The organism is Luteibacter sp., from assembly GCF_035539195.1.
Classification (GTDB): Bacteria; Pseudomonadota; Gammaproteobacteria; order Xanthomonadales; family Rhodanobacteraceae; genus Luteibacter.
The window spans coordinates 144,958-163,833 of the sequence record NZ_DATLIW010000038.1; the positions used below are offsets into that span (position 1 = coordinate 144,958).

Here is an 18,876-nt window from a genome sequence, read left to right on the forward strand (position 1 = left end):
TGGCACAATGGTCGTCCGCGCGCCGGCAAGCGGTTGCGCCCGAGGAGTGATACATGAAGCTGGTGGTCGCCATCATCAAGCCTTTCAAGCTGGACGACGTCCGCGAGGCCCTCGCCGAGGTCGGCGTGCAAGGCGTTACCGTGACCGAAGTGAAAGGCTTTGGCCGACAGAAGGGCCACACCGAGCTCTATCGCGGGGCCGAGTACGTGGTCGACTTCCTGCCCAAGATCAAGCTGGAGGTGGCCGTGGCCGACGATCAGATCGAGCGCGTCGTCGAGGCCATCCAGGCGGCGGCCCGCACGGGCAAGATCGGCGACGGCAAGATCTTCGTCAGCTCGCTCGAGCAGGTGGTGCGTATCCGCACCGGCGAGCTGGACAACGACGCCCTCTGAGCGAGGGCACCATGGCCCGGGCCGCTCAGGCAGCCTGGGCCAGCCGCTTGTGGCGGCGGTGATGGAACAGGACACCCGCGTAGTAGGCCATGTAGTAGCCGATGGTCAGGCCGATCACGAGCATGGTCAGCGGGCTGTTGCCCGGTGCCGGCGTGTGGGCGGGCACCGCCGCCGCGTCCCCGCCGAACATCGGCGCCAGGATCAGGAATCGCCAGGCCATGCGGCCGAGCAGCAGGGCGGTCAGTGCGGCACCGATCCAGGGGTTCGGCACGTAGAAGTCGGCGCCGTCGGCGTTCGACTCGAAGCGGGTCAGGCGCAGGCCGACCATGGCCAGCGCGGCTCCGACGATCAACCCACCGAGCGCGCCCTCGGCCAGACGGATGTCCTGAAGACCGGAGGTGAGCGTGAGGCAGGCGATGAGCGCGAAGATCCCCACGCGAAAGCTCATGCGTTTTGTGCGGATCGGCTGACGGCCGAAGCTTCCGCGGACACGGCGGTAGACGGCGAAGGCCATCAGCGGAGCGACGATGAACGGGACGACGGTCGGAGCCAGCATGGCGTAGGTCTCGGTAGTGAGGCGATGTGGGGCTAGATTAGCTCGCGAGACCGGCGCATCCGAGGGTGGGCTGTGAGGTATCGGGGGTGACGGGTGTCACTCCCGCCTTTCCCCCATCGACGCTCTTTCGCCGATGAATCGGCTCCCACATGAGGGCGTCGTGGGGGGTGAGGGCGTCCCAGGCCGCCGTTACCTGGCCTTGCCCTGGTTCGCCACTGCGGCCATCTTGGCCTCGATTTCGGCCTGGTCGCCCAGGTAGTAGTGCTTGACCGGCTTCATGTCGGCATCGAACTCGTACACCAGCGGGATACCGTTGGGGATATTGAGTTCGGCGATGTCGTCGTCCGAAATGCCGTCGAAGTATTTCACCAGCGCACGCATGGAATTGCCGTGGGCGGCCATGAGCACGTTGTTGCCGGCCCGGATGGCCGGGGCCAGGACCTCGTGCCAGTACGGCAGCACGCGGGCGACGGTGTCCTTGAGGCACTCGGTCAGGGGCACGTCGATGCCCTTGTAACGGTCGTCGTCGGCGAAGGACGTGGTGCCTGCTTCCAGTGCCGGCGGCGGCGTGTCGTAGCTGCGGCGCCAGACATGTACCTGCTCGTTGCCGTACTTCGCCGCCGTCTCGGCCTTGTTGAGGCCGGTCAGGGCGCCATAGTGGCGCTCGTTGAGGCGCCAGTCGGTGACGACCGGTACCCACATCAGGTTCATTTCGTCCTGCACGTGCCACAGGGTGCGCACGGCGCGCTTGAGGTAGGAGGTGTGGGCCAGGTTGAAGGTGAAGCCGGCTTCCTTGAGCAGGCGGCCGGCTTCGCGGGCCTCGGCCACGCCCTGCTCGCTGAGGTCGACATCGGCCCAGCCGCTGAAGCGATTTTCGAGGTTCCAGGCCGACTGGCCGTGGCGGATCATGACGAGCTTGTACATGGCGTCCAACGATGGGGAGGAAGAAAGCCATGGTGAAACCTGCTCGCGGGGCCGTCAACTTGGCGATTCAGATCCCTGTGTCATCAGTCACGCTAAACCTTGCGGCCCGCGGGTGCATCCTAGGAGTCCTAGTCCACCCGTGGAGCAGCACACCATGCGCCGTACCCTGATCTCGCTTCTCATCGCCCTTTCCGTCTCCGGCGCCGCGCTGGCCGACGACGACATCAGCAAGGTCAATGGCACCGCCCAGGTCGAGGCCGGCCAGCACGCCGGCGACGTCCATACCGTCAATGGCTCGGTGCGCATCGGCGACAACGCGGTGGTGCAGAAGGCCAGCACGGTCAACGGCGCCGTCGAACTCGGCAAGGGCGCCACGGCGACCATCGTCAAGTCGGTCAATGGCGGCCTGACCCTGCACGACAACGCCCGCGTTTCCGACGAAGTGGAAACCGTGAACGGCAGGGTCCTGCTGGAGCGCGGCGCCGACGTCAAGGGACCGCTTTCCAACGTCAACGGCGAGATCTCGCTGCAGGGCGCGCATGTCGGCGGCGGTATCGAAACCACCAACGCGGACGTCACCATCGGCGAAGGCTCGAAGGTCGAAGGCGGCCTGCTGGTCAAGAAGCCCTCGATGAGCTTCTTCAGCAGCAACGATCGCGTCCCGAAGATCGTGATCGGGCCCCACGCCGTGGTGCAGGGCAACCTCACCTTCCAGCGCGAGGTGGAGCTCTACGTCAGCGATTCGGCTACGGTCGGCAAGATCGAAGGCGCGACGGCGAAGAAGTTCTCCGGCAGCGCCCCGTAACGACACAGAAGCCATGTAGGAGACGATTCATCGGCGATGGGGGCTTGCCGCATGCTGGCCCGCTGCCGCGGATTCGTCGATGAATCGGCTCCTACACCCAGTCGCGAGGCTTGAGGTATTCGGCGAGCCGCGCCTCCGGGCTGTCCGGTTCGGGCGTGAAGCCGTATTCGAAGCGCACCCGCGGCGGCAGGCTCATCAGGATCGACTCGGTGCGGCCACCCGACTGCAGGCCGAACAGCGTGCCGCGGTCGTAGACTAGGTTGAACTCCACGTAACGTCCGCGCCGGTACAGCTGGAACTCGCGCTCGCGCTCGCCATACGGCGTATCGCGACGACGCTCGACGATCGGCAGGTAGGCATCGAGGAAACCCTCGCCGACGTCGCGCATGAAGTTCATGCAACGGTCGAAGCCGCCTTCGTTCTGGTCGTCGTAGAAGAGACCGCCCACGCCGCGGGTTTCGCCACGGTGCTTCAGGTAGAAGTACTCGTCGCACCAGCGCTTGTAGCGATCGTAGACATCGTCGCCGTAAGGCCCGCAGAGGTCCTTGGCCACGGTATGCCAGTGCCGAACGTCTTCGTCGAAGGGATAGTAAGGCGTGAGGTCGAACCCGCCGCCGAACCACCAGACCGGTTCGGCGCCCTCCTTCGATGCCTCGAAGTAACGCACGTTCGCGTGCGTGGTCGGGATGTACGGGTTACGTGGATGCAGGACCAGCGAAACACCGGTGGCGATGAAACTTCCGCCGACCAGATCGGGGCGATGCGCGGTCGCGCTGGGTGGCAGGGGCGAACCCGATACGCGCGAGAAATTGACACCCGCCTGTTCGAAGACGGCTCCCTCGCGAAGGACGCGCGTGCGCCCCCCGCCGCCGGCCGGGCGCGTCCAGGCGTCTTCTTCGAACCTCGCCTTGCCGTCGATCTTTTCGACGGCGGTGCAGATGCGATCCTGCAGGCCTCGCAGGAACGACTCGGCAAGGTTGGCTTGTTCGGACATGCGCGGCATCCTTTCGGGGTTCGATGAGGGGAAGCTTAGCAAGACACGCGGGGCGGCCTCTGCGGCACGCCGCCGCGCGCCGCTGACGACTCAGGAGATGCGAGCCGCCATGCGATGGTTGCCGATCAGCGCGGCCCAGCGCATGCCCGTGTCGATCCACATCAGGTACCCGGCTTCCATCAGCATGCGCAGCACGTAACGACGATCGAGCGGCAGCCGCGCCTCGGCCCCGATCGGCGAGGCATCGAAGCCGAGGCGCCGGGCGAGGTACATGCAACGCGCCAGGTGGTAGCGACTGGTCACGAGGTTGACCGCCGGAAGGTCGGGGCCGGCGTCATGGCGGAGCAGCTCGCGGGCATGGCGCAGGTTCTCGAGCGAGTCGATGGATATCTGCTCGAGCAGCAGGGGCACGTCGTCGGGCCAACCCTTTTCGACGAGCCAGCGACGTCCCGCTTCGGCCTCGCTGATCGAGCCGCCACTCATGCCGCCGAGGAGAAGAACGCGATCGGCGTGGCCGGACCGCGCGTTGTTGCCGGCGCGGGTGAGCCGGCCGATGAAGTCGTGCTCGGGACGGTCGTCGACGAGCCGACGGCCGAACACCAGCATGGTGCCCCGGCGCGGCGGCGTCACCGGGCTATGTCGCGCCAGTCGCCAGACGCCGACCGCATGCGCGACATAGATCAAGCCCAGGCTGCCGACGAACACGATCGTCGTCACCAGGGCGGCGAGCAGGATGTCGCGATCGCTGAGGTATCTCCAGACGCCTCGGCGCAGGGGTTTGAGCAAGCCGGACATAAAGACGCGGGTCGCGGGGAGACCCGCAGTCTGGTCCATTCGATCGTGGGCGTGCAATCGGCTGAACCGGGGTCTGGCATTCACGAGACGCTACCAGGCAAAAAGGATAGGCTCGCGCGTATGCCCCATCCCATGCCTCCCCTGTCCATTCGCGCGTATACCGCCACCTCCGCCCTCGGCCGCGGGCTCGATGCCCACGCGGACGCGCTACTCGCCTCTCGCGGCGGCCTCAGCCCGAACGATTTCAGTTCGGCGCCCCTGGACTGCTGGATCGGCCGCGTGACCGGCCTGGAAGACGAGGCACTGCCGGCCGAACTCGCCGAATGGGAGTGCCGCAACAACCGGCTCGCCTGGCTGGCCCTGCGCCAGGATGGTTTCATGGACGCGGTGCGCGACGCGCGCGAGCGCTACGGCGCCTCGCGCGTGGCCGTCCTGCTGGGAACATCGACCTCGAGCATCGGCGCCACCGAGGAAGGCTATCGCCGCCTCGACCACGGCCGCATGCCGAAAGACCTGCACCGTCCGGTCCTGCACACCCCGCATTCGCTGGCCGGCTTCGTCGCCGCCGCGTTCGATCTGGAGGGGCCCTGCCTGACGGTGGCCACGGCCTGTTCGTCGAGCGCCAAGGTCTTCGGCAATGCCGAACGCATGATCCGCCTCGGCCTGATCGATGCCGCCATCGTCGGCGGCACCGACACCCTTTGCGACAGCGTGCTGTTCGGCTTCAATTCGCTCGAGCTGGTTTCCAGCGAGCCCTGCCGCCCGTTCGATGCGAACCGCGGCGGCATCTCGATCGGCGAAGCCGCCGGCTTCGCCTTGCTCGAGCGTGCAACCGACGGCAGCGCCGGGCCCATGCTGATCGGCTACGGCGAAGCCAGCGACGCGCACCATATGTCCACGCCGCATCCGCAGGGCCTGGGTGCGGAGCTTGCGCTGCGCGATGCCCTCACCCGCGCCGGCATCGAACCGGGCGACGTGGATTACATCAATCTCCACGGTACGGCCAGCCAGAAGAACGACGAGGTCGAAGCCGCCCTTGTCGCCCGCAGCTTCCCGGCCAGCACGCGTGCCAGTTCGACCAAGGGCTTCACCGGCCACACGCTCGGTGCCGCAGGCATCCTCGAAGCCGCGATCACCTTGCTCGCGATGCGCGACGGGCGCATCCCGGCCAACCTCGGTGCGATCACGCCGGATCCGTTGTGCGGGCCACAGATGGCCTGGACCGCGGAACAGCACGATGTGCGTATCGCCCTGAGCAATTCGTTCGGCTTCGGCGGCAACAACGCCTGCCTCGCGTTCGCCCAGGTGAGGGAGGCCGCATGAGCGCCGCCTTGAGGGTCTGGGTGAAGGGCGTCGGACTGTGGGCGCCGGGCGCCGGCAGTTGGCTCGCGTTCCGGGAGATCGTCGCCGGCCGTCAGGAGCCGGGCACCGAGGGCCGGCCCGTGGCCGAGGTACTTCCGCCCAACGAACGCCGGCGTGCGCCGGAGAGCGTGCTGCTGGCCGCCGCGGCGGCAGGTGAAGCGGTACGCATGAGCGGGCTCGATGCGGCAACGTTGCCGTGCGTTTTTGCTTCCGCGCACGGCGACCAGACCATCACCGACTACATGTGCGCGACGCTCGCGGATACCCCGACCGAATTGTCCCCGACGAAGTTCCACAACTCGGTGCACAACGCGCCCGTCGGCTACTGGACGATCGCCACGGACTGTCACGCGAGTTCCAGCGCCGTGTCGGGAGGGGAAACCTCGTTCGGCGCGGGATTGCTCGAAGCGGCGACGCTTGCCGTCGCCGACGACCACGACGTACTGCTCGCCAGTTACGACATCGCAGGCGCGGGGCCGCTGGGTGAGATGACCGCGACCACCGGACCGTTCGCCGTCGCGCTCCTGTTGTCACCTCAGGCCGATGCGAACGCCATGAGGCTCGACATCACGCCTTCGCCGGGGAACAGCGGCAGCGCGCCGACCGGGGACGCCTGGTTGGATAGCATCGCTGCCAGCAACCCGTCGGCGCACGCGATTCCACTGCTGCACGCCCTCGCGATGGCTCATTCCACGGCGCTGCGGATCGCGGCGGCGCGTGAGCTGGATATCCATGTCGATGTGGGGGTCGGTCCGTGAGCGCGAATATCGAACGCTGTTGCATCCTGATTCCCTGCCTCAACGAGGAAAGCGCGATCGGGCGCGTGATAGGCGAAGCGCTCGCGCTCGGGCTTCCCGTCATCGTCGTCGACGATGGCTCGGACGACCGCACACCGGACATCGTTCGTGCCCTTCCCGTCACCCTGCTTCGCCACGAGACACGGCGGGGCAAAGGCGAGGCTCTGCGCACCGGCTTTCGAGAAGTGCTCCGCCAGGGCTTCGATGCCGTGGTCACGATGGATGGCGACGGACAGCACCTCGCTTCGGATATTCCGGCCATCCTCGCCGCGAGCCGGCAGTACCCCGGCAGCATTGTCATCGGCGCGCGGATCCTCGACCGCCATCAACAGCCGCCTGGGCGGCGGCGGGCCAATGCCGTCGCCGACTGGGGCATTTCCGTCGCTTGCGCACAACCCATCGCGGACACGCAGAGCGGCCAGCGCCTGTATCCACGCGCCGTGCTCGATCTGGTCGACATCCCTGCCGAGCACTTCGTGTTCGAAGCCGCGTTGCTGATCACCGCCTGCCGCGAGCGCGGCACGCGCGTCATTTCGGTACCGATCGCCTCGCGCTACGAGGGCGAATTCAGGCTCAGCCACTTCAATCCCGTGCGCGACGTCACCCGAATCACGGTCTATACCGTTGGCCGCGTGTTCCATTACGGCAACTTCCTGGCGAGCTATCGACGCTCACGTTCGGCGCCGACCATCGTCGGCGCCACCGAATCGACCGAACCACGCACCGCACACTGACACCCGAGGTGGCACATGGATCGTAAACCGCACGACGCCGTCATCCTGGGGGGAGGCCTTGCCGGGCTCTCGCTGGCCATGCAGCTCAAGGGTGAATACCCGGATATGGACATCGTGGTCCTCGAAAGGCAGGCGCGACCGCTGCCCGAGGCGGCGCACAAGGTCGGCGAATCGACCGTCGAGATCGCGGCGCATTATTTCGCCGACACGCTCGGCCTGCGCGACCACCTTGAAAGCGCCCACATCCGCAAGTTCGGCTTTCGCTTTTTCTTCTCCGAAGGTCGGGACGATCTCGCCGACGTGACCGAGCTGGGCGTCAGCGCGGTCCTGCCGACACCCAGTTACCAGATCGATCGCGGCATCCTCGAGAACTTCCTCGGCGACGAAGCCCGCCGCCGCGGCATCGACTTCCGCGACGGGGTGACCGTCCGTGGCTTCGACATCGGTGCCGGCGATGCGCCGCATACCGTTCGCGCGACGGCGGCGGACGGCGATCCGATCGAGTTGCACGCGCGCTGGTTGCTGGATGCATCCGGCCGGGCGGGCATGATCCGCCGCAAGTTCGACTTCACGCGAGACAATGGCCACCACGCCAATGCCGTCTGGTTCCGTATCGACGATCGCCTGGAGATCGACGACTGGTGCGACGACGCGGAATGGAAGGAGCGCTGCCGCCCACCGGAGCGCTGGCGTTCGACGAACCACCTGTGCGGACCCGGATACTGGGTGTGGTTGATTCCCCTTTCCTCTGGCGCTCACTCCGTGGGTATCGTCTGCGATGCGGCCATGCACCCGATCGAAGGCATGAAGACCTTCGATCTCACCGTGGCGTGGCTCGAGAAGCACCAGCCGCTGGTCGCTCGCCAGGTGGTCAAGCGTCGCGAGAAGCTGCTGGATTTCGCCTTCTTCCGCCATTTCTCGTACAGCTGCTCGCGGATGTTCTCGTCCGACCGCTGGGCGATGACCGGCGAGGCCGGGGCTTTTCTCGATCCCTTCTACTCGCCCGGCAGCGACTTCATCGCCATCGCGAACACCTACATCACGTTGCTGATCGGGCACGACCGTCGCGGCGAGAACGTGGCGCCACATGCCCGCCTCTACGAGCGGCTGTTCTTTTCGTTCTACGAAGGCACGCTGAAAATGTATCGCGGCCAGTACAACCTCTTCGGCGATGCGGAAGTCCTGCCGATCAAGGTGATCTGGGACTATGCGTACTACTGGGGCGTCCTTTGCCAGATCGTCTTCCAGAAGCGGCTCGGCGACAGCGCGTTCATCGCCAGGATGAGCGATGAACTGATCGCCGCCACCGATTTGAACACCAAGGTGCAGGCGTTTTTCCAGCCCTGGCACCAGGTGTCGGATGGACGGAACCGCCGGGTCATGCTCGACCAGCGCGATCTGGCCTGGTTTGCCGATATGAACAGCAGTCTGCACGATGTCATGGACGACGATGCACTGGCGGAACGACTGCGCGAGAACGTCCGGATGATGCGCCTGCTCGCGGCGGGCATTGTCGAGCGGGCAGTCGCCGATCATGCGTCCCTGCGCGAGGTGGCCGGCGACCTGCTCGACGTCGAAGGCGACCGCACCGAGCTATTCGCGCGGGTCGCCTGAGTCGCGGGTTATGAGACGGGACGGGGGCAGACTGCTCCGGTCGGCCCGGAGGGAGCGGTCAGGCTCCTCATCAGTCCCCTTTCGAAGGCCCTCCGGGCCGGCGGCTGCTCCATCAACGATCGGAGAGCGCTCCATCGGCCGCCGTCGTGTCTCTCTCGGCGAAAATTCCGGCGAAGACCACGTACGAACACTAACTCGCTATCGGCGAGGGGGGATGGATGACTGCTGCGCGTCCCGATGCGATCTCTTCGCCGTCATGCAAGATGCGAAACTGATACTGCGCACCGTTCTCGTCCGCGATCAGGCAATCGGCGTACACGTCGATCGGCCCCTCGAGCGTATCGATACGTTGCACCGACATCTTCACCCCCCGAAGGCTCACCAACATGCCCGGCCGAGGTGCCGTTGCACCCTGGCCGCGGGCACGCAACGCACCATGCACCGCCATGGCCTGCGCACCGTATTCGGCCAGGTGTACGGCATGCAGGCCACGCGGGCCACGCAGCGGGTGCGTATCGAGCACGTGGCTGACGCTTGCGGCATGGATCGAGGTTTCATCCCATGCCACGACGCTGTCGAGCAGGCACATATCGCCGGCATGCGGAATCAGATCGATGAAGTCATTCTTGGCGAGCATGCGGAGCCATGAGGATCGAGAGACAGAAATGGAAGGCGACGCCGAGCGCCACGGTGAGTCCGATGGCACGCAACACGGGAATCGAAGACCAGGCCAGCATACCGAAGACCAGCAGCGCCGAGATCACGCAAACCACCGTGGCGTGCAGCGTGCGACGTTGCTCGGCGGGATCGCCGGTATCACGCTCGAAGAACAGCGCGTAATGCAGACCCAGACCCGCGGCCAGGATCAAGGCCACCAGATGGAACAACGAGATGGGAATGCCGGCGATCCGTTCCACCGCGAGGACGAGGAAGGTCGCCAGCGTCATCGGTGCGAGTACGTGCCAGGCACGCCGTACGCTGCGCAGCGCAAGCGTGATGGTGACGAGCAGGAGGGCGGCGGCGGCCAGTACGGCGTGGAGGATGCGAGTCCGGTACGCGGCCACCAGCGATTCGGACGACACCTTGAGGTCGAGCAACCGCGCATCGACACCCACGGCGCCCACGGCATGATCGATGGCGGCGGGATCATGCACACCGCTCAGCGTCGACAGGCCCACCCAGTGATCGCCGCGCCTGGCCAGCATCGCGGCAAGCCGCTGTCCCAGTGGCGACCGGGCGAAGACATCCGGCGTCAACAGCGGCGCAGCACGTGCGGCCTGGACGTCGGCGACGAACGGTGCGAACAGATCCTTGCGGAAAGGCATGCCCTGCAAGGCGCCATCGAGCGCGGTGTCGAGTGCCAGGCGATCGGGAAGGCGGGCCTGCCTGGCCCGTTGCGTCGCGAGGTCCGGCAGATACATCGACGGCAGGTCGAAGCCGTCCAGCGCCTTCTTTGCGACCAGGTTACTCATCACCGGCTCCAGCGCCGTCGACGCAGCGAGTACGCCATCCGCCGTGGGCGCCTGCACGATCAACAGGTACCGCACGTCCGGCGCGCCCAGCTCGCCGCGCAATCGCGCATCCGTGGCCAGCAGATCGCGCGGCAACGGGGTGAGCGCGGAAAGATCGTTCTGCCAGAAGGGCCCCGGCGCCAAGGCGAGCATGGCGGCCACCGCCAGGATCACGGGCAGCGGTAGCCAGCGTGGCCGCGGGAGGCTGTCCAGCCACTGGCGGAAGGGGCCGAGTCCGGGCGTGTCCGCCACGTCGCGCGCGGTGGCGGGCAGAAGGTAAGGCAGGACATAGCGAGTGCTGAAACCTGCCGCGAGCAGCCCGGTAATGGTGAACACCGCCAGTTGCTTCAGGCCACCGACGCCCGAGGCGTAGAACGCGAGGTAGGCGATACAGGCCGAGGCGATCGCCGTGAGCAACAGCGGCCACAGGCCCCGCACGCTCGCCACGGCGGATTCTCCCGCGCGACGGTGGCTGAGCAGGCGGATGGGGTATTCCTGCGCGACGCCGAGCAGGGTGAAGCCAAATGCCAGGGTGATTCCGTGCACCTCGGTGAAGAACAGCAGCATCACGGTGACGCCAGCCAGGGCTCCGGTGGCGACAGGCAGCGCGCCGAAGATCAGGCTGGCGAAACTTCGGTACGCCGCCAGCATCAGCACGACGAAGCCGACCGTGGAAATGGCGCCGATCCAGTCGGCTTCATGACGCGTCTGCGCGTTGACCGTGACGGTGAAAAAGCCTGGCCCGCTCAAGGTGAGGTGCGACGCGGCGTTATGCGGCAGAGCCGAGAACGCCGTGCGGAGGCGGTCGATGGCGTCGCCCTGCGCGCCCGGATCGAAACCGGCGCCGCGCGTCTGTACCAGCAGCAACGCTTCGCCGCGCGAAGAGAACCACACGCCATCGCGCACCTCCGGCGAATGCGCCGGTGTCCAGCGTTCGACGAGCTTCAACACTTCGAGCGTGGGGTCGCGCGGAAGCCATCCCTTGAGCAGGGTCGCGGCGGGCGAGCCAAGATCGTCGAGGCGCTGCTGCAGCTGGTCGGCCAGGAAGGCCTCGTCCATGGCCGTGTCGTCGAGCGTCGGCGACAGGAGATAGCGGTAAGGAAGCAGGCCCGCGTCCAGCATGCCCATGTCGAAATCGCCGTTCACCACCTGGGTGAACGCGGGATCCTTGCGCAGCGATGCGGCGAGACCGCGGCTCAGGGCCGCTTTGTCGGTGTCGTTGCCACCGTCGATGGCAACCAGGAGCAGGCGCGATCCTGGACCTTCGCCCACCTGGTCCATCAACAGCTGTTGGTCCGGCGTGGTCGGTGCCGGCATGAAGCTGCGCAGGTCCGTACTGATCTTGAGCTGCGCGGCGACCATCCAGCCCAGCAGTACCAGCGAGCCCAGCCAGACAACGAGGATGCCGACGCGGACCTTCGTCACATCGCGCCGCCGCACTGCGCGACGAGACCTTCGCGGGTGGGCGTGGCGGGCATCGCCGTGGCGAGTTCGCCGAGCAGGTCGATCGACGTATCGCCATCGCCTTCGTCCATGCGCAGGCAGCGCGGCCGGTCGCCCCGGCCGTAAACGTGGATCGTGGCGATCTGCTTCGCGATGCCCGGGTCGCGCGGCGTCAACGTCAGTTGCCAGCGGTCCGCGTCACGACCGAGCGCCACGGTGAACGACTCAGCCAGACGCGAGGGATCGCCGGCAAGCAGGGCGACAAAGCTGTCCAGCAGCACCTTGAGCTGCGGCGCGCGCTTCAACGAAAAGCTGCGCGGCTTCTTCCCTTCGCGTTCCTGCGTCACCTCGCCGTCGGCAATCGTCGATGTTTCCTTCGCCGGCCGGTCCACGCGCCTTTCGAGGCGATCGCCGCCGAGCCACGCCAGTTCGCCGGCGACGACAAGGGGCTTGTCTAGCATGCGCATGAAGCGTGCTTCGGCGAATGGCGTTCGCGCCGGCGCCGGACGGTGGAGACTGGCGATCAACGCGTTCGCGTCGTCGGGATCAGACGTCGGAGTGGCCGGAGACGTGAGCGGCAGCAGCGCCAGCAGGCTCGTCAGCAGGAACCGTTTCTTGCCAGAAGTCATAGAAATTGAACCAGTTGAAGGGGTAGACGCGTGCGTAATGCTCCAGCCGCGCGGCGTACCGCCCGATCACGGCATCGAGCTCCGGCTTGCGATTTGCTCGCGGGATGTCGATGCCGTCGGAGAACGCCTCGAAGATCAGCTTGTAGCGATTGCCGCCGAGATAGATGCCCATGCAAAGCACCACGGGAATCTTCAGCGCCGACGCGAGCAGCCAGGGGCCCGCGGGAAACGGCGCGGGCGTGCCGAGGAAAGGAACCATGCGCATGGTTTCGTTCTGGTGGCCGCGGTCGGCGAGCAAGGCCACCATGCCTCCCTGCGCGGCACTCTCGGCCATCGCCAACGCGACCGATGTGCCACCGTGCGCCGCATCGATGACGGCGGCGCCGACGTCGGGCGCCAGCGCCTCGAGCACAGCGGTGAGCGCGGGGGTCTTCTGCTTGTCGAGCACGACGCGCAGGGGTACGTCGGGGCGACGTGCGCTGAGTGCGCGTAGCGCCTCGAAGCTACCCTGGTGCGATCCGATCAGGAGGACGCCCTGGCGTACGTCGAGGTGACGGTCGAGGACGGCCAGGCCCTCGACGTCGACCACGAAGTCGCGTTCGCCGCGGGCGAGGAAGAACAGGCGATCGAGCAGCGTCGCCGCGAACATGTGGATGAGGTGGAACACGTCCCACGACGTAACCGGACGCTTGAGCACACGGGCGAGGTACCGACGCGACGCAGCGCGTTCGTCCGCCCGACGCAGGAAGAAATAAAACGCGATGGGGTAAAGAAGCAGCCGCGCGACGGGACGCCCGAGCCGTAGGGCGATCGTCCGGATTACCCAGATGGCGAACATGCCGCCGCCTTCGCGCTGCTTCCAGTGGCTCATGCGGTGGCTTCCAGGTTACCGCGCAGCAGCGTGTCGCCACCACGACGGACGGTGAAGCGATAGCGCCTGTCGGCCAGGGCAACGAGCTCAAGCTCGGCGCTTTCACCGGGAAGCAGGGGCGCAAGAAACTTCGCGTCGACCACCTGGCTCACACCCACACCGCGCCATTCGCGCAGCGCCTCGGCCGCCTGTTCGATCAGGAGCACGCCGGCGACGATGGGCTGCCCCGGAAAATGGCCGGCGAAGCTCGGGTGCGCGGCGTCGAACCGCAGCGGGCGTACGTAGGGCGCGATGTCGGCGGTGTCGGTCAACGGCTGGCTCCGGGCCTTGCGTAGAAACGGCTCTGCGCGAAGCAGAACATGCCGAAGGCGAGTGCGACCTGAACGACCGTCAGGCCGCGGCGCGATGCTCTTCGATGTGCTCGGAGAGCGACCGGAGGTTGGTGAAGATCGTGCGATTGTCCGGGTTGTCGGACTTCAGCTGGAAACCGTAGCGCTTGGAGACCGCGAGCGCGATTTCCAGGGCGTCGATCGAATCCAGACCCAGGTCGCCACCGAACAGGGGCGCCTCCGGATCGATGTCGGCCGGCTTGACCGCCTCGAGGTTGAGGCTCGTGACGATCAGTTCGGCGAGTTCTTTCTGTGCTGCGGTTTGCGTTGCCATGTAGTCGTTCCAGGTCCTGGATTTACCTGCCTCCCCCCGGATGGCAGCGGCCGCGGAGTTTAACACAGGGCCTTCTCGCCGGCCGTCGGAGCCGTTCAGCGTCGTGAAGTACGGCTGTCCGACACGCCGCGCTGACAATCGAACGATATGATGGCGCGAACGAAAGCTATCGGAATTGCGATGCCCCCAGGCCGTGAAATGCGCGAGCGCTCGCCGCTTGCCGCCCCTCCCGCTCCGACGGTCACTTACCGGCCGAGCCATGGCGCGTTCTCGTCCCACACGTTGGCCGCGTTTGGCTTCGGCCATGACGCTGCCCACCATGACGACCCGCGCTGGCTGCGGGTGGCACTCGAGCCGCTGGGACCAGGGCTCGAGGAGGTCTGGGAGGTGGACGCGGAGGTGCTTTCAGGACGCGACGGCGACTTGCGCTGGTCACGAGGCGGCGGCTGGCTGTTCGCCGCGGTGGAGTGTGGCGAGGGCGACCACGGCGGTACGGAGGCCGCGGCCGACTATGCGTACGGGTTGCTGTCGCGCTTCGTGGCCAGCGGCGACGAGCGTCATGTGCAGCGCATCTGGAATTACCTGGGTGGCATCAACGACGGCAACGGCGACGACGAGCGCTACAAGCACTTCTGCACGGGTCGCATCCGTGGCATGGGCGATGTCTTCGCCCAAGGCTACCCCGCGGCGACGGCGATCGGGCACCACGCGGATCCGGGCCTGCTGCAGGTGTACCTGCTCGCCACCGATCGGCCCGGAACACCGGTGGAGAATCCGCGCCAGGTCAGCGCCTGGCGTTACCCGCGCCAGTACGGGCGCACCCCGCCGAGTTTCGCGCGGGCCACCCTGCTGCCGGCCGACGACGTGCTGGCGATTTCAGGCACGGCGGCGGTCGTCGGCCATGCGTCCGCCCATGCGGGCGATATCGCGGCCCAGCTTGGCGAGACGTTGCGGAATCTCGACACCCTGCTCGCGACCGGCGGCCTTCCCGCCGGCTTCGATCACCGCGCACCGCTGAAGGCCTACGTGCGACACCCCAGCGACGAGGCGATCGTTCGCGCCTTCGCCGCCCGGCATCTTCCGGATGCGCCCCTGCTGCTGGTGCACGGCGACATCTGCCGTGCCGAGTTGCTCGTCGAAATCGATGGCTGGCGCTATCGGGGCTGAGCGGAGCCGCCGTTACGGCGACTTCCTGGTCGGGCGAAGCCAGCCGTCGATGACGGTCTGCCGGGCACGCGAAAGGGTCAGCGTGTCCGCCGGCGCGTCCTTGGTGATGACCGACCCGGCGCCGATCGTCGCGCCGTCGTGCAGGGTGACCGGCGCGACCAGCGAGCTGTTCGAGCCGACGAAAACGCGGTCGCCGATCGTGGTTCGGCTCTTGTTGACGCCGTCGTAGTTGCAGGTGATCGTGCCGGCACCGATGTTCACCTGGCTGCCGATCACGGTATCGCCCAGGTAGCTCAGGTGGTTGGCTTTCGAGCCTTCGGCGATCACGGCGTTCTTCGTTTCGACGAAATTACCGATGTGTACCCCGGCCGCAAGATCGGTGCCCGGGCGCAGTCGCGCGAACGGACCGATCGTGCAGGGACCATGCGTGACCACGCCATCGATATCGCAGTGGGCCAGAACGACGGTACCGGCCGCGAGCGTCGCGTTACGAAGGCGCGTAAAGGGCCCGATGCGCACTTCGTCGCCCAGGGACACGTCGCCTTCGAGGATCACGTTGACGTCGATCTCGACATCGCGTCCCGCCGCGACCTTGCCACGCACGTCCAGACGGGAGGGGTCGGCCAGACGAACGCCGGCCAGCGCAAGTTCGCGTGCGGCGCGCTCGCGATAGATGGCTTCGAGGCCGGCGAGCTGCCAGGGATCGTTCGCACCCGACGCTTCGACGGGGTCACAGTCCACGCAGGCGGCCGGCATGCCTTCGCCCGCGGCCATCTCGAATACGTCGGTGAGGTAATACTCGCCCTGCGCGTTGCTGTTGCCGAGTGCCTGCGTCCACGCCAGCAGCCGTACCGCGTCGCCGGCGACGATACCGGTGTTGACCAGATCGATCGCTCGTTGCGCCGCGCTGGCATCCTTCTCCTCGACGATGTGGCGCACGTGGCCGGACGCGTCGAGCACCACGCGTCCGTATCCGCGTGGATCCGCCAGTCGCGTCGCGAGCATGGCAAGACCCTTGCCTGCCTGCGTGAGCGCCGCCAGCGTCTCGTCACGAATCAGCGGCACGTCACCGTAGAGAATCAGCACGCGCCCTTCCAGTTTGCCGTCTGCCTGCAGGGCTTCCAGCGCCGTGCGAACGGCGTGCCCCGTGCCCAGACGTTCGCGCTGCTCGATCCAGCCGAGCGAGGTGTCCGCCGCATACGCCGCGCGCACCTGTTCGCCGTTGTGTCCATAGACGACATGAATGCCCGCCGGCGCGAGCGAACGCGCCGCGTCGATCACATGGGAAAGCAACGGGCGGCCCGCCAGCGGCATGAGCACCTTGGCGGACGCGGACTTCATCCGCTTGCCTTCACCCGCGGCGAGGATCAGGACATGAAGGGGCGCTGCGGTCATCGGGCTCTGGCCTGGACGGAAGGTGAGGGCCGCACTTTCGCGCGTTTCGACGCCCCTGCCAAGTCGGTTACGTGTCGCTGGGCCGATGGGTCAGGTGTTCGAGGTTGGGCTTGTACGCCTCGACGAAGGCATTGCGAAGGATGCCGATGATCGCGTCGGCCGTGGAGACGTTCTTGTCGCCGATGGTGCCGGAGATGGGCACGCGCGTGGCGAACTGGTCTTTCGACTGGTTCTTGAATACCTTGGTGACGCCCTCGGCGAGGGCCTCATAGGCCAGCTTGATCGGGCCCTTGTGATCCTGTTCGACGTCCTGCTTCCAGCTGAAGATCTGCAGGCCATGAAAGAGGGGCTTGGCATAGCCATTGAGCTTGCGATCCTTCGCCTGCAACTCCATCACGAAGTCGCCTTCGCCGCCGGCGAAATCGAGACCCGAATAGGCCCGCGCCAGATCGTTCGCCTTGACCAGCTTGATGTTGCGGACGCTCAGTTCGTAGTGGAAATCGCCCAGCCGTTCGAGCGGATCGAATTCCGCGGTGGTCTCCAGTGGCGCATCGCCCAATACCTTGGCGGTGGCGTGCATATGGGCCACACGCGATCCACCGACACCCTGCACGTTGGTCAGGTTGGTGGCCGTGCCGTTGACTTCGGTCATCTTGAGATCGACTTTCGGGCTCGAGACGAAGTTGTGGAAGGTCACCGTGCCGTTGTAGACGTTGACCTCCTCCAGGCGCGTGGGCACGAGCGCCTTCAGCGGTGTACGCCAGTCGACGCCCTTACCCGTCTGCGTGTCGCCTTCGCCCTTGCCGTCGACGAAGTTCACCACGGGGTCGAAGAAGTCGATCTTGCCGCGAAGCCGCCCTTTGACCAGCGCGGTATAGCTCAGTGAGATTTCCGCGCGCGCCGTCTCGAACAGCGGCACGGGCAACTTGCCGTCGGTCTTGGTCACGGTCATGCGGTTGATCGTGTAAGCGCCGCGCCACAGGTGGATATCGATATCGACGATGTGGCCCGAGTAGTTACCCATCTTCGCCAGGCGGCCGTTGAGGTAGTTGAGCACCACGTGCGGCAGGGCGAGCCGCGCCACGATCAGCACGACGGCGATGACGCCGATGATCCAAAGGCTGCGGCGATAGCGGATGTGCATGGGGGCCGGGTACTGTGGGACGACCGGGGGAGTGTGGCGTGTTCAGGATCACAGGCACATGAAGGCCGACATAAAGGCGCGTCGCGGGGTTCTTGGGCGCGGCTCTTGGGGGGGGCTCGCCTTTGGCCTCGCGTTCGTTTGGCTCGCGTTGCGTCGCAAGAGCCGGCGGGTCTCACCCTCGGGGCACCGTCTACGGCGACCCGCGTCGGAAGGGCCGCGTGCCGCGGCCGTTTACCTAATTGCCCTGCGGGCCGGGTCGGGCTTCGACCGGGGGTTTTCGACGCGACTCCTGTCGCGCGAAAACGGCCGGCCATCCATGGCCGGCCCCCTTCGGGCCTTGTCCGGCCGGAGCCCTCGCCTACGCTAATCGCCCCGAGGGTGAGACCCGCCGGCTCTTCCGGGCACTGAGGTTTCGTGGGGGCGAGCGAATGCTTGCTAGCTGGTGGGTCTTCGTTCGACGCGATAGGGACTGCCCCTCGGCGTTACGACGACGATGTTGTGGGAGCCGATTCATCGGCGATCCCGCGGCAGCGGGCCAGGGTGCGGCAAGCACCCATCGCCGCTGAAGCGGCTCCCACAAGAGTCGGCTCCTACAAGAAGCGGCTCCTACAAGAAGCGGCTCCTCCTACGGGGGCTCGCGGTTAGTGCTTCAGGGTCCTGCGCAGGCGCTCGAGCGCCTGGAGCTGGGCCAGGGCCTCGGCCAGCTTGGCCTGCGCCTCGGCGACGTCCAGCGTCTCGCCGCGGTTGGCCAGGGCGGCTTCCGCCTCTTCCTTTGCCTTCAGGGCGGCCGCCTCGTCGAGGTCGGCCGCGCGCGCGGCCGTGTCGGCGAGGATCGTCACGACCTGCGGCTGCACCTCGAGGATGCCGCCGGAGACGTAGAACTGCTGGCGCTCGCCATTGGCGGCTACCACGTCCACGTGGCCCGGCTTGAGGCGGGTAATCAGCGGCGCGTGACGCGGCGCGATGCCCAGCTCGCCGAGTTCACCGGTGGCGACCACGAGCGTGGCTTCGCCGGAGTAGATCTCGGCTTCGGCGCTGACGATGTCGACGCGAATGGTGTGGGTCATGGGCTTGTCTTCC

Annotated in this window: 20 protein-coding genes; 7 read left to right on the forward strand and 13 right to left on the reverse strand. The window is 66.7% G+C overall.

Annotated features, from left to right (window positions below; genetic code table 11):
* The first annotated feature begins 53 nt into the window (after positions 1–53).
* Entirely contained in the window at positions 54–392 is a 339-nt protein-coding gene (gene glnK, locus VM621_RS16115) for a P-II family nitrogen regulator (RefSeq protein WP_046981907.1), read from the forward strand.
* A 25-nt stretch (positions 393–417) separates the two neighbouring features.
* On the opposite strand, the gene VM621_RS16120 is transcribed toward glnK, so the two are convergent.
* Both VM621_RS16120 and gpmA read right to left on the reverse strand, forming a co-directional pair.
* Positions 418–948: a DUF1453 domain-containing protein gene (locus VM621_RS16120; protein WP_325469980.1), complete on the reverse strand. Its 531-nt coding sequence runs from the start codon at positions 946–948 to the stop codon at positions 418–420.
* A 189-nt stretch (positions 949–1,137) separates the two neighbouring features.
* On the reverse strand, positions 1,138–1,872 hold the full coding sequence (gene gpmA / locus VM621_RS16125) for a 2,3-diphosphoglycerate-dependent phosphoglycerate mutase (RefSeq protein ID WP_325469981.1): 735 nt from the start codon (positions 1,870–1,872) through the stop codon (positions 1,138–1,140).
* 154 nt (positions 1,873–2,026) lie between these two features.
* Between gpmA and VM621_RS16130 the strand changes: the two genes are divergently transcribed.
* Positions 2,027–2,677, forward strand: coding sequence for a hypothetical protein (locus tag VM621_RS16130; RefSeq protein WP_325469982.1), 651 nt, complete (start codon positions 2,027–2,029; stop codon positions 2,675–2,677).
* 91 nt (positions 2,678–2,768) lie between these two features.
* Here the strand turns inward: VM621_RS16130 and hemF are convergent, their stop codons facing one another.
* Positions 2,769–3,671: an oxygen-dependent coproporphyrinogen oxidase gene (gene hemF, locus VM621_RS16135; protein ID WP_325469983.1), complete on the reverse strand. Its 903-nt coding sequence runs from the start codon at positions 3,669–3,671 to the stop codon at positions 2,769–2,771.
* Between the two features lie 90 nt (positions 3,672–3,761).
* Positions 3,762–4,466 carry a YdcF family protein gene (locus tag VM621_RS16140; protein WP_325469984.1) on the reverse strand — a complete coding sequence of 235 codons (705 nt, stop codon included), beginning with the start codon at positions 4,464–4,466 and terminating at the stop codon, positions 3,762–3,764.
* Positions 4,467–4,586: 120 nt separating this feature from the next.
* Between VM621_RS16140 and VM621_RS16145 the strand changes: the two genes are divergently transcribed.
* From VM621_RS16145 to VM621_RS16160, 4 genes are read left to right on the forward strand one after another with little or no spacing between them, the layout of a single operon-like run.
* Complete coding sequence (locus tag VM621_RS16145; protein ID WP_325469985.1) at positions 4,587–5,789, forward strand: beta-ketoacyl-[acyl-carrier-protein] synthase family protein; 1,203 nt, start codon at positions 4,587–4,589, stop codon at positions 5,787–5,789.
* Positions 5,786–6,586 (forward strand): beta-ketoacyl synthase chain length factor, encoded by an 801-nt coding sequence (locus tag VM621_RS16150; protein ID WP_325469986.1) that lies wholly within the window; start codon positions 5,786–5,788, stop codon positions 6,584–6,586. The genes VM621_RS16145 and VM621_RS16150 overlap by 4 nt, the downstream gene beginning before the upstream one ends.
* On the forward strand, positions 6,583–7,359 hold the full coding sequence (locus VM621_RS16155) for a glycosyltransferase family 2 protein (protein WP_325469987.1): 777 nt from the start codon (positions 6,583–6,585) through the stop codon (positions 7,357–7,359). Before VM621_RS16150 ends, VM621_RS16155 begins: the two co-directional genes overlap by 4 nt.
* 15 nt (positions 7,360–7,374) lie before the next feature.
* Complete coding sequence (locus VM621_RS16160; RefSeq protein WP_325469988.1) at positions 7,375–8,973, forward strand: NAD(P)/FAD-dependent oxidoreductase; 1,599 nt, start codon at positions 7,375–7,377, stop codon at positions 8,971–8,973.
* A 190-nt stretch (positions 8,974–9,163) separates the two neighbouring features.
* On the opposite strand, the gene VM621_RS16165 is transcribed toward VM621_RS16160, so the two are convergent.
* The 6 genes from VM621_RS16165 to VM621_RS16190 form a co-directional block, all read right to left on the reverse strand.
* Complete coding sequence (locus tag VM621_RS16165) at positions 9,164–9,610, reverse strand: phosphotransferase (RefSeq protein ID WP_325469989.1); 447 nt, start codon at positions 9,608–9,610, stop codon at positions 9,164–9,166.
* Positions 9,594–11,846 carry an MMPL family transporter gene (locus VM621_RS16170; protein WP_325470123.1) on the reverse strand — a complete coding sequence of 751 codons (2,253 nt, stop codon included), beginning with the start codon at positions 11,844–11,846 and terminating at the stop codon, positions 9,594–9,596. Before VM621_RS16170 ends, VM621_RS16165 begins: the two co-directional genes overlap by 17 nt.
* A 59-nt stretch (positions 11,847–11,905) precedes the next feature.
* The gene (locus VM621_RS16175) at positions 11,906–12,556 is read right to left on the reverse strand and encodes a LolA-related protein (protein ID WP_414674554.1); all 651 of its coding nucleotides are present in this window, start codon (positions 12,554–12,556) and stop codon (positions 11,906–11,908) included.
* A complete protein-coding gene (locus tag VM621_RS16180) occupies positions 12,474–13,427 on the reverse strand; it encodes an acyltransferase (protein ID WP_325469991.1) in 954 nt (317 codons plus the stop codon). Before VM621_RS16180 ends, VM621_RS16175 begins: the two co-directional genes overlap by 83 nt.
* Entirely contained in the window at positions 13,424–13,738 is a 315-nt protein-coding gene (locus VM621_RS16185) for a hydroxymyristoyl-ACP dehydratase (RefSeq protein WP_325469992.1), read from the reverse strand. Before VM621_RS16185 ends, VM621_RS16180 begins: the two co-directional genes overlap by 4 nt.
* A gap of 79 nt (positions 13,739–13,817) precedes the next feature.
* Positions 13,818–14,090 (reverse strand): phosphopantetheine-binding protein, encoded by a 273-nt coding sequence (locus VM621_RS16190; RefSeq protein WP_325469993.1) that lies wholly within the window; start codon positions 14,088–14,090, stop codon positions 13,818–13,820.
* Positions 14,091–14,270: 180 nt separating this feature from the next.
* On the opposite strand from VM621_RS16190, the gene VM621_RS16195 reads away from it, so the two are divergent.
* Positions 14,271–15,257 carry a pteridine-dependent deoxygenase gene (locus VM621_RS16195; protein ID WP_325469994.1) on the forward strand — a complete coding sequence of 329 codons (987 nt, stop codon included), beginning with the start codon at positions 14,271–14,273 and terminating at the stop codon, positions 15,255–15,257.
* Positions 15,258–15,269: 12 nt separating this feature from the next.
* Here VM621_RS16195 and glmU read toward each other — a convergent pair whose 3' ends face one another.
* From glmU to VM621_RS16210, 3 genes are all read right to left on the reverse strand, one after another.
* The gene (gene glmU / locus VM621_RS16200; protein WP_325469995.1) at positions 15,270–16,652 is read right to left on the reverse strand and encodes a bifunctional UDP-N-acetylglucosamine diphosphorylase/glucosamine-1-phosphate N-acetyltransferase GlmU; all 1,383 of its coding nucleotides are present in this window, start codon (positions 16,650–16,652) and stop codon (positions 15,270–15,272) included.
* A 67-nt stretch (positions 16,653–16,719) separates the two neighbouring features.
* The gene (locus VM621_RS16205) at positions 16,720–17,796 is read right to left on the reverse strand and encodes a DUF748 domain-containing protein (RefSeq protein ID WP_325469996.1); all 1,077 of its coding nucleotides are present in this window, start codon (positions 17,794–17,796) and stop codon (positions 16,720–16,722) included.
* A gap of 641 nt (positions 17,797–18,437) precedes the next feature.
* The gene (locus VM621_RS16210) at positions 18,438–18,863 is read right to left on the reverse strand and encodes a F0F1 ATP synthase subunit epsilon (protein ID WP_325469997.1); all 426 of its coding nucleotides are present in this window, start codon (positions 18,861–18,863) and stop codon (positions 18,438–18,440) included.
* Positions 18,864–18,876 lie beyond the last annotated feature (13 nt).

What these genes read in the sequence shown, in the direction of transcription:
- VM621_RS16150 (WP_325469986.1), top strand. Translation starts at nt 5,786, where the DNA reads ATGAGCGCCGCCTTGAGGGTCTGGGTGAAGGGCGTCGGACTGTGGGCG.
- VM621_RS16170 (WP_325470123.1), bottom strand. Translation starts at nt 11,846, where the DNA reads ATGGTCGCCGCGCAGCTCAAGATCAGTACGGACCTGCGCAGCTTCATG.
- VM621_RS16130 (WP_325469982.1), top strand. Translation starts at nt 2,027, where the DNA reads ATGCGCCGTACCCTGATCTCGCTTCTCATCGCCCTTTCCGTCTCCGGC.
- VM621_RS16195 (WP_325469994.1), top strand. Translation starts at nt 14,271, where the DNA reads ATGCCCCCAGGCCGTGAAATGCGCGAGCGCTCGCCGCTTGCCGCCCCT.
- glnK (WP_046981907.1), top strand. Translation starts at nt 54, where the DNA reads ATGAAGCTGGTGGTCGCCATCATCAAGCCTTTCAAGCTGGACGACGTC.
- VM621_RS16175 (WP_414674554.1), bottom strand. Translation starts at nt 12,556, where the DNA reads ATGACTTCTGGCAAGAAACGGTTCCTGCTGACGAGCCTGCTGGCGCTG.
- VM621_RS16190 (WP_325469993.1), bottom strand. Translation starts at nt 14,090, where the DNA reads ATGGCAACGCAAACCGCAGCACAGAAAGAACTCGCCGAACTGATCGTC.
- VM621_RS16120 (WP_325469980.1), bottom strand. Translation starts at nt 948, where the DNA reads ATGCTGGCTCCGACCGTCGTCCCGTTCATCGTCGCTCCGCTGATGGCC.
- VM621_RS16160 (WP_325469988.1), top strand. Translation starts at nt 7,375, where the DNA reads ATGGATCGTAAACCGCACGACGCCGTCATCCTGGGGGGAGGCCTTGCC.
- VM621_RS16180 (WP_325469991.1), bottom strand. Translation starts at nt 13,427, where the DNA reads ATGAGCCACTGGAAGCAGCGCGAAGGCGGCGGCATGTTCGCCATCTGG.
- VM621_RS16140 (WP_325469984.1), bottom strand. Translation starts at nt 4,466, where the DNA reads ATGTCCGGCTTGCTCAAACCCCTGCGCCGAGGCGTCTGGAGATACCTC.
- VM621_RS16145 (WP_325469985.1), top strand. Translation starts at nt 4,587, where the DNA reads ATGCCCCATCCCATGCCTCCCCTGTCCATTCGCGCGTATACCGCCACC.
- gpmA (WP_325469981.1), bottom strand. Translation starts at nt 1,872, where the DNA reads ATGTACAAGCTCGTCATGATCCGCCACGGCCAGTCGGCCTGGAACCTC.
- VM621_RS16210 (WP_325469997.1), bottom strand. Translation starts at nt 18,863, where the DNA reads ATGACCCACACCATTCGCGTCGACATCGTCAGCGCCGAAGCCGAGATC.
- VM621_RS16205 (WP_325469996.1), bottom strand. Translation starts at nt 17,796, where the DNA reads ATGCACATCCGCTATCGCCGCAGCCTTTGGATCATCGGCGTCATCGCC.
- glmU (WP_325469995.1), bottom strand. Translation starts at nt 16,652, where the DNA reads ATGACCGCAGCGCCCCTTCATGTCCTGATCCTCGCCGCGGGTGAAGGC.
- VM621_RS16165 (WP_325469989.1), bottom strand. Translation starts at nt 9,610, where the DNA reads ATGCTCGCCAAGAATGACTTCATCGATCTGATTCCGCATGCCGGCGAT.
- hemF (WP_325469983.1), bottom strand. Translation starts at nt 3,671, where the DNA reads ATGTCCGAACAAGCCAACCTTGCCGAGTCGTTCCTGCGAGGCCTGCAG.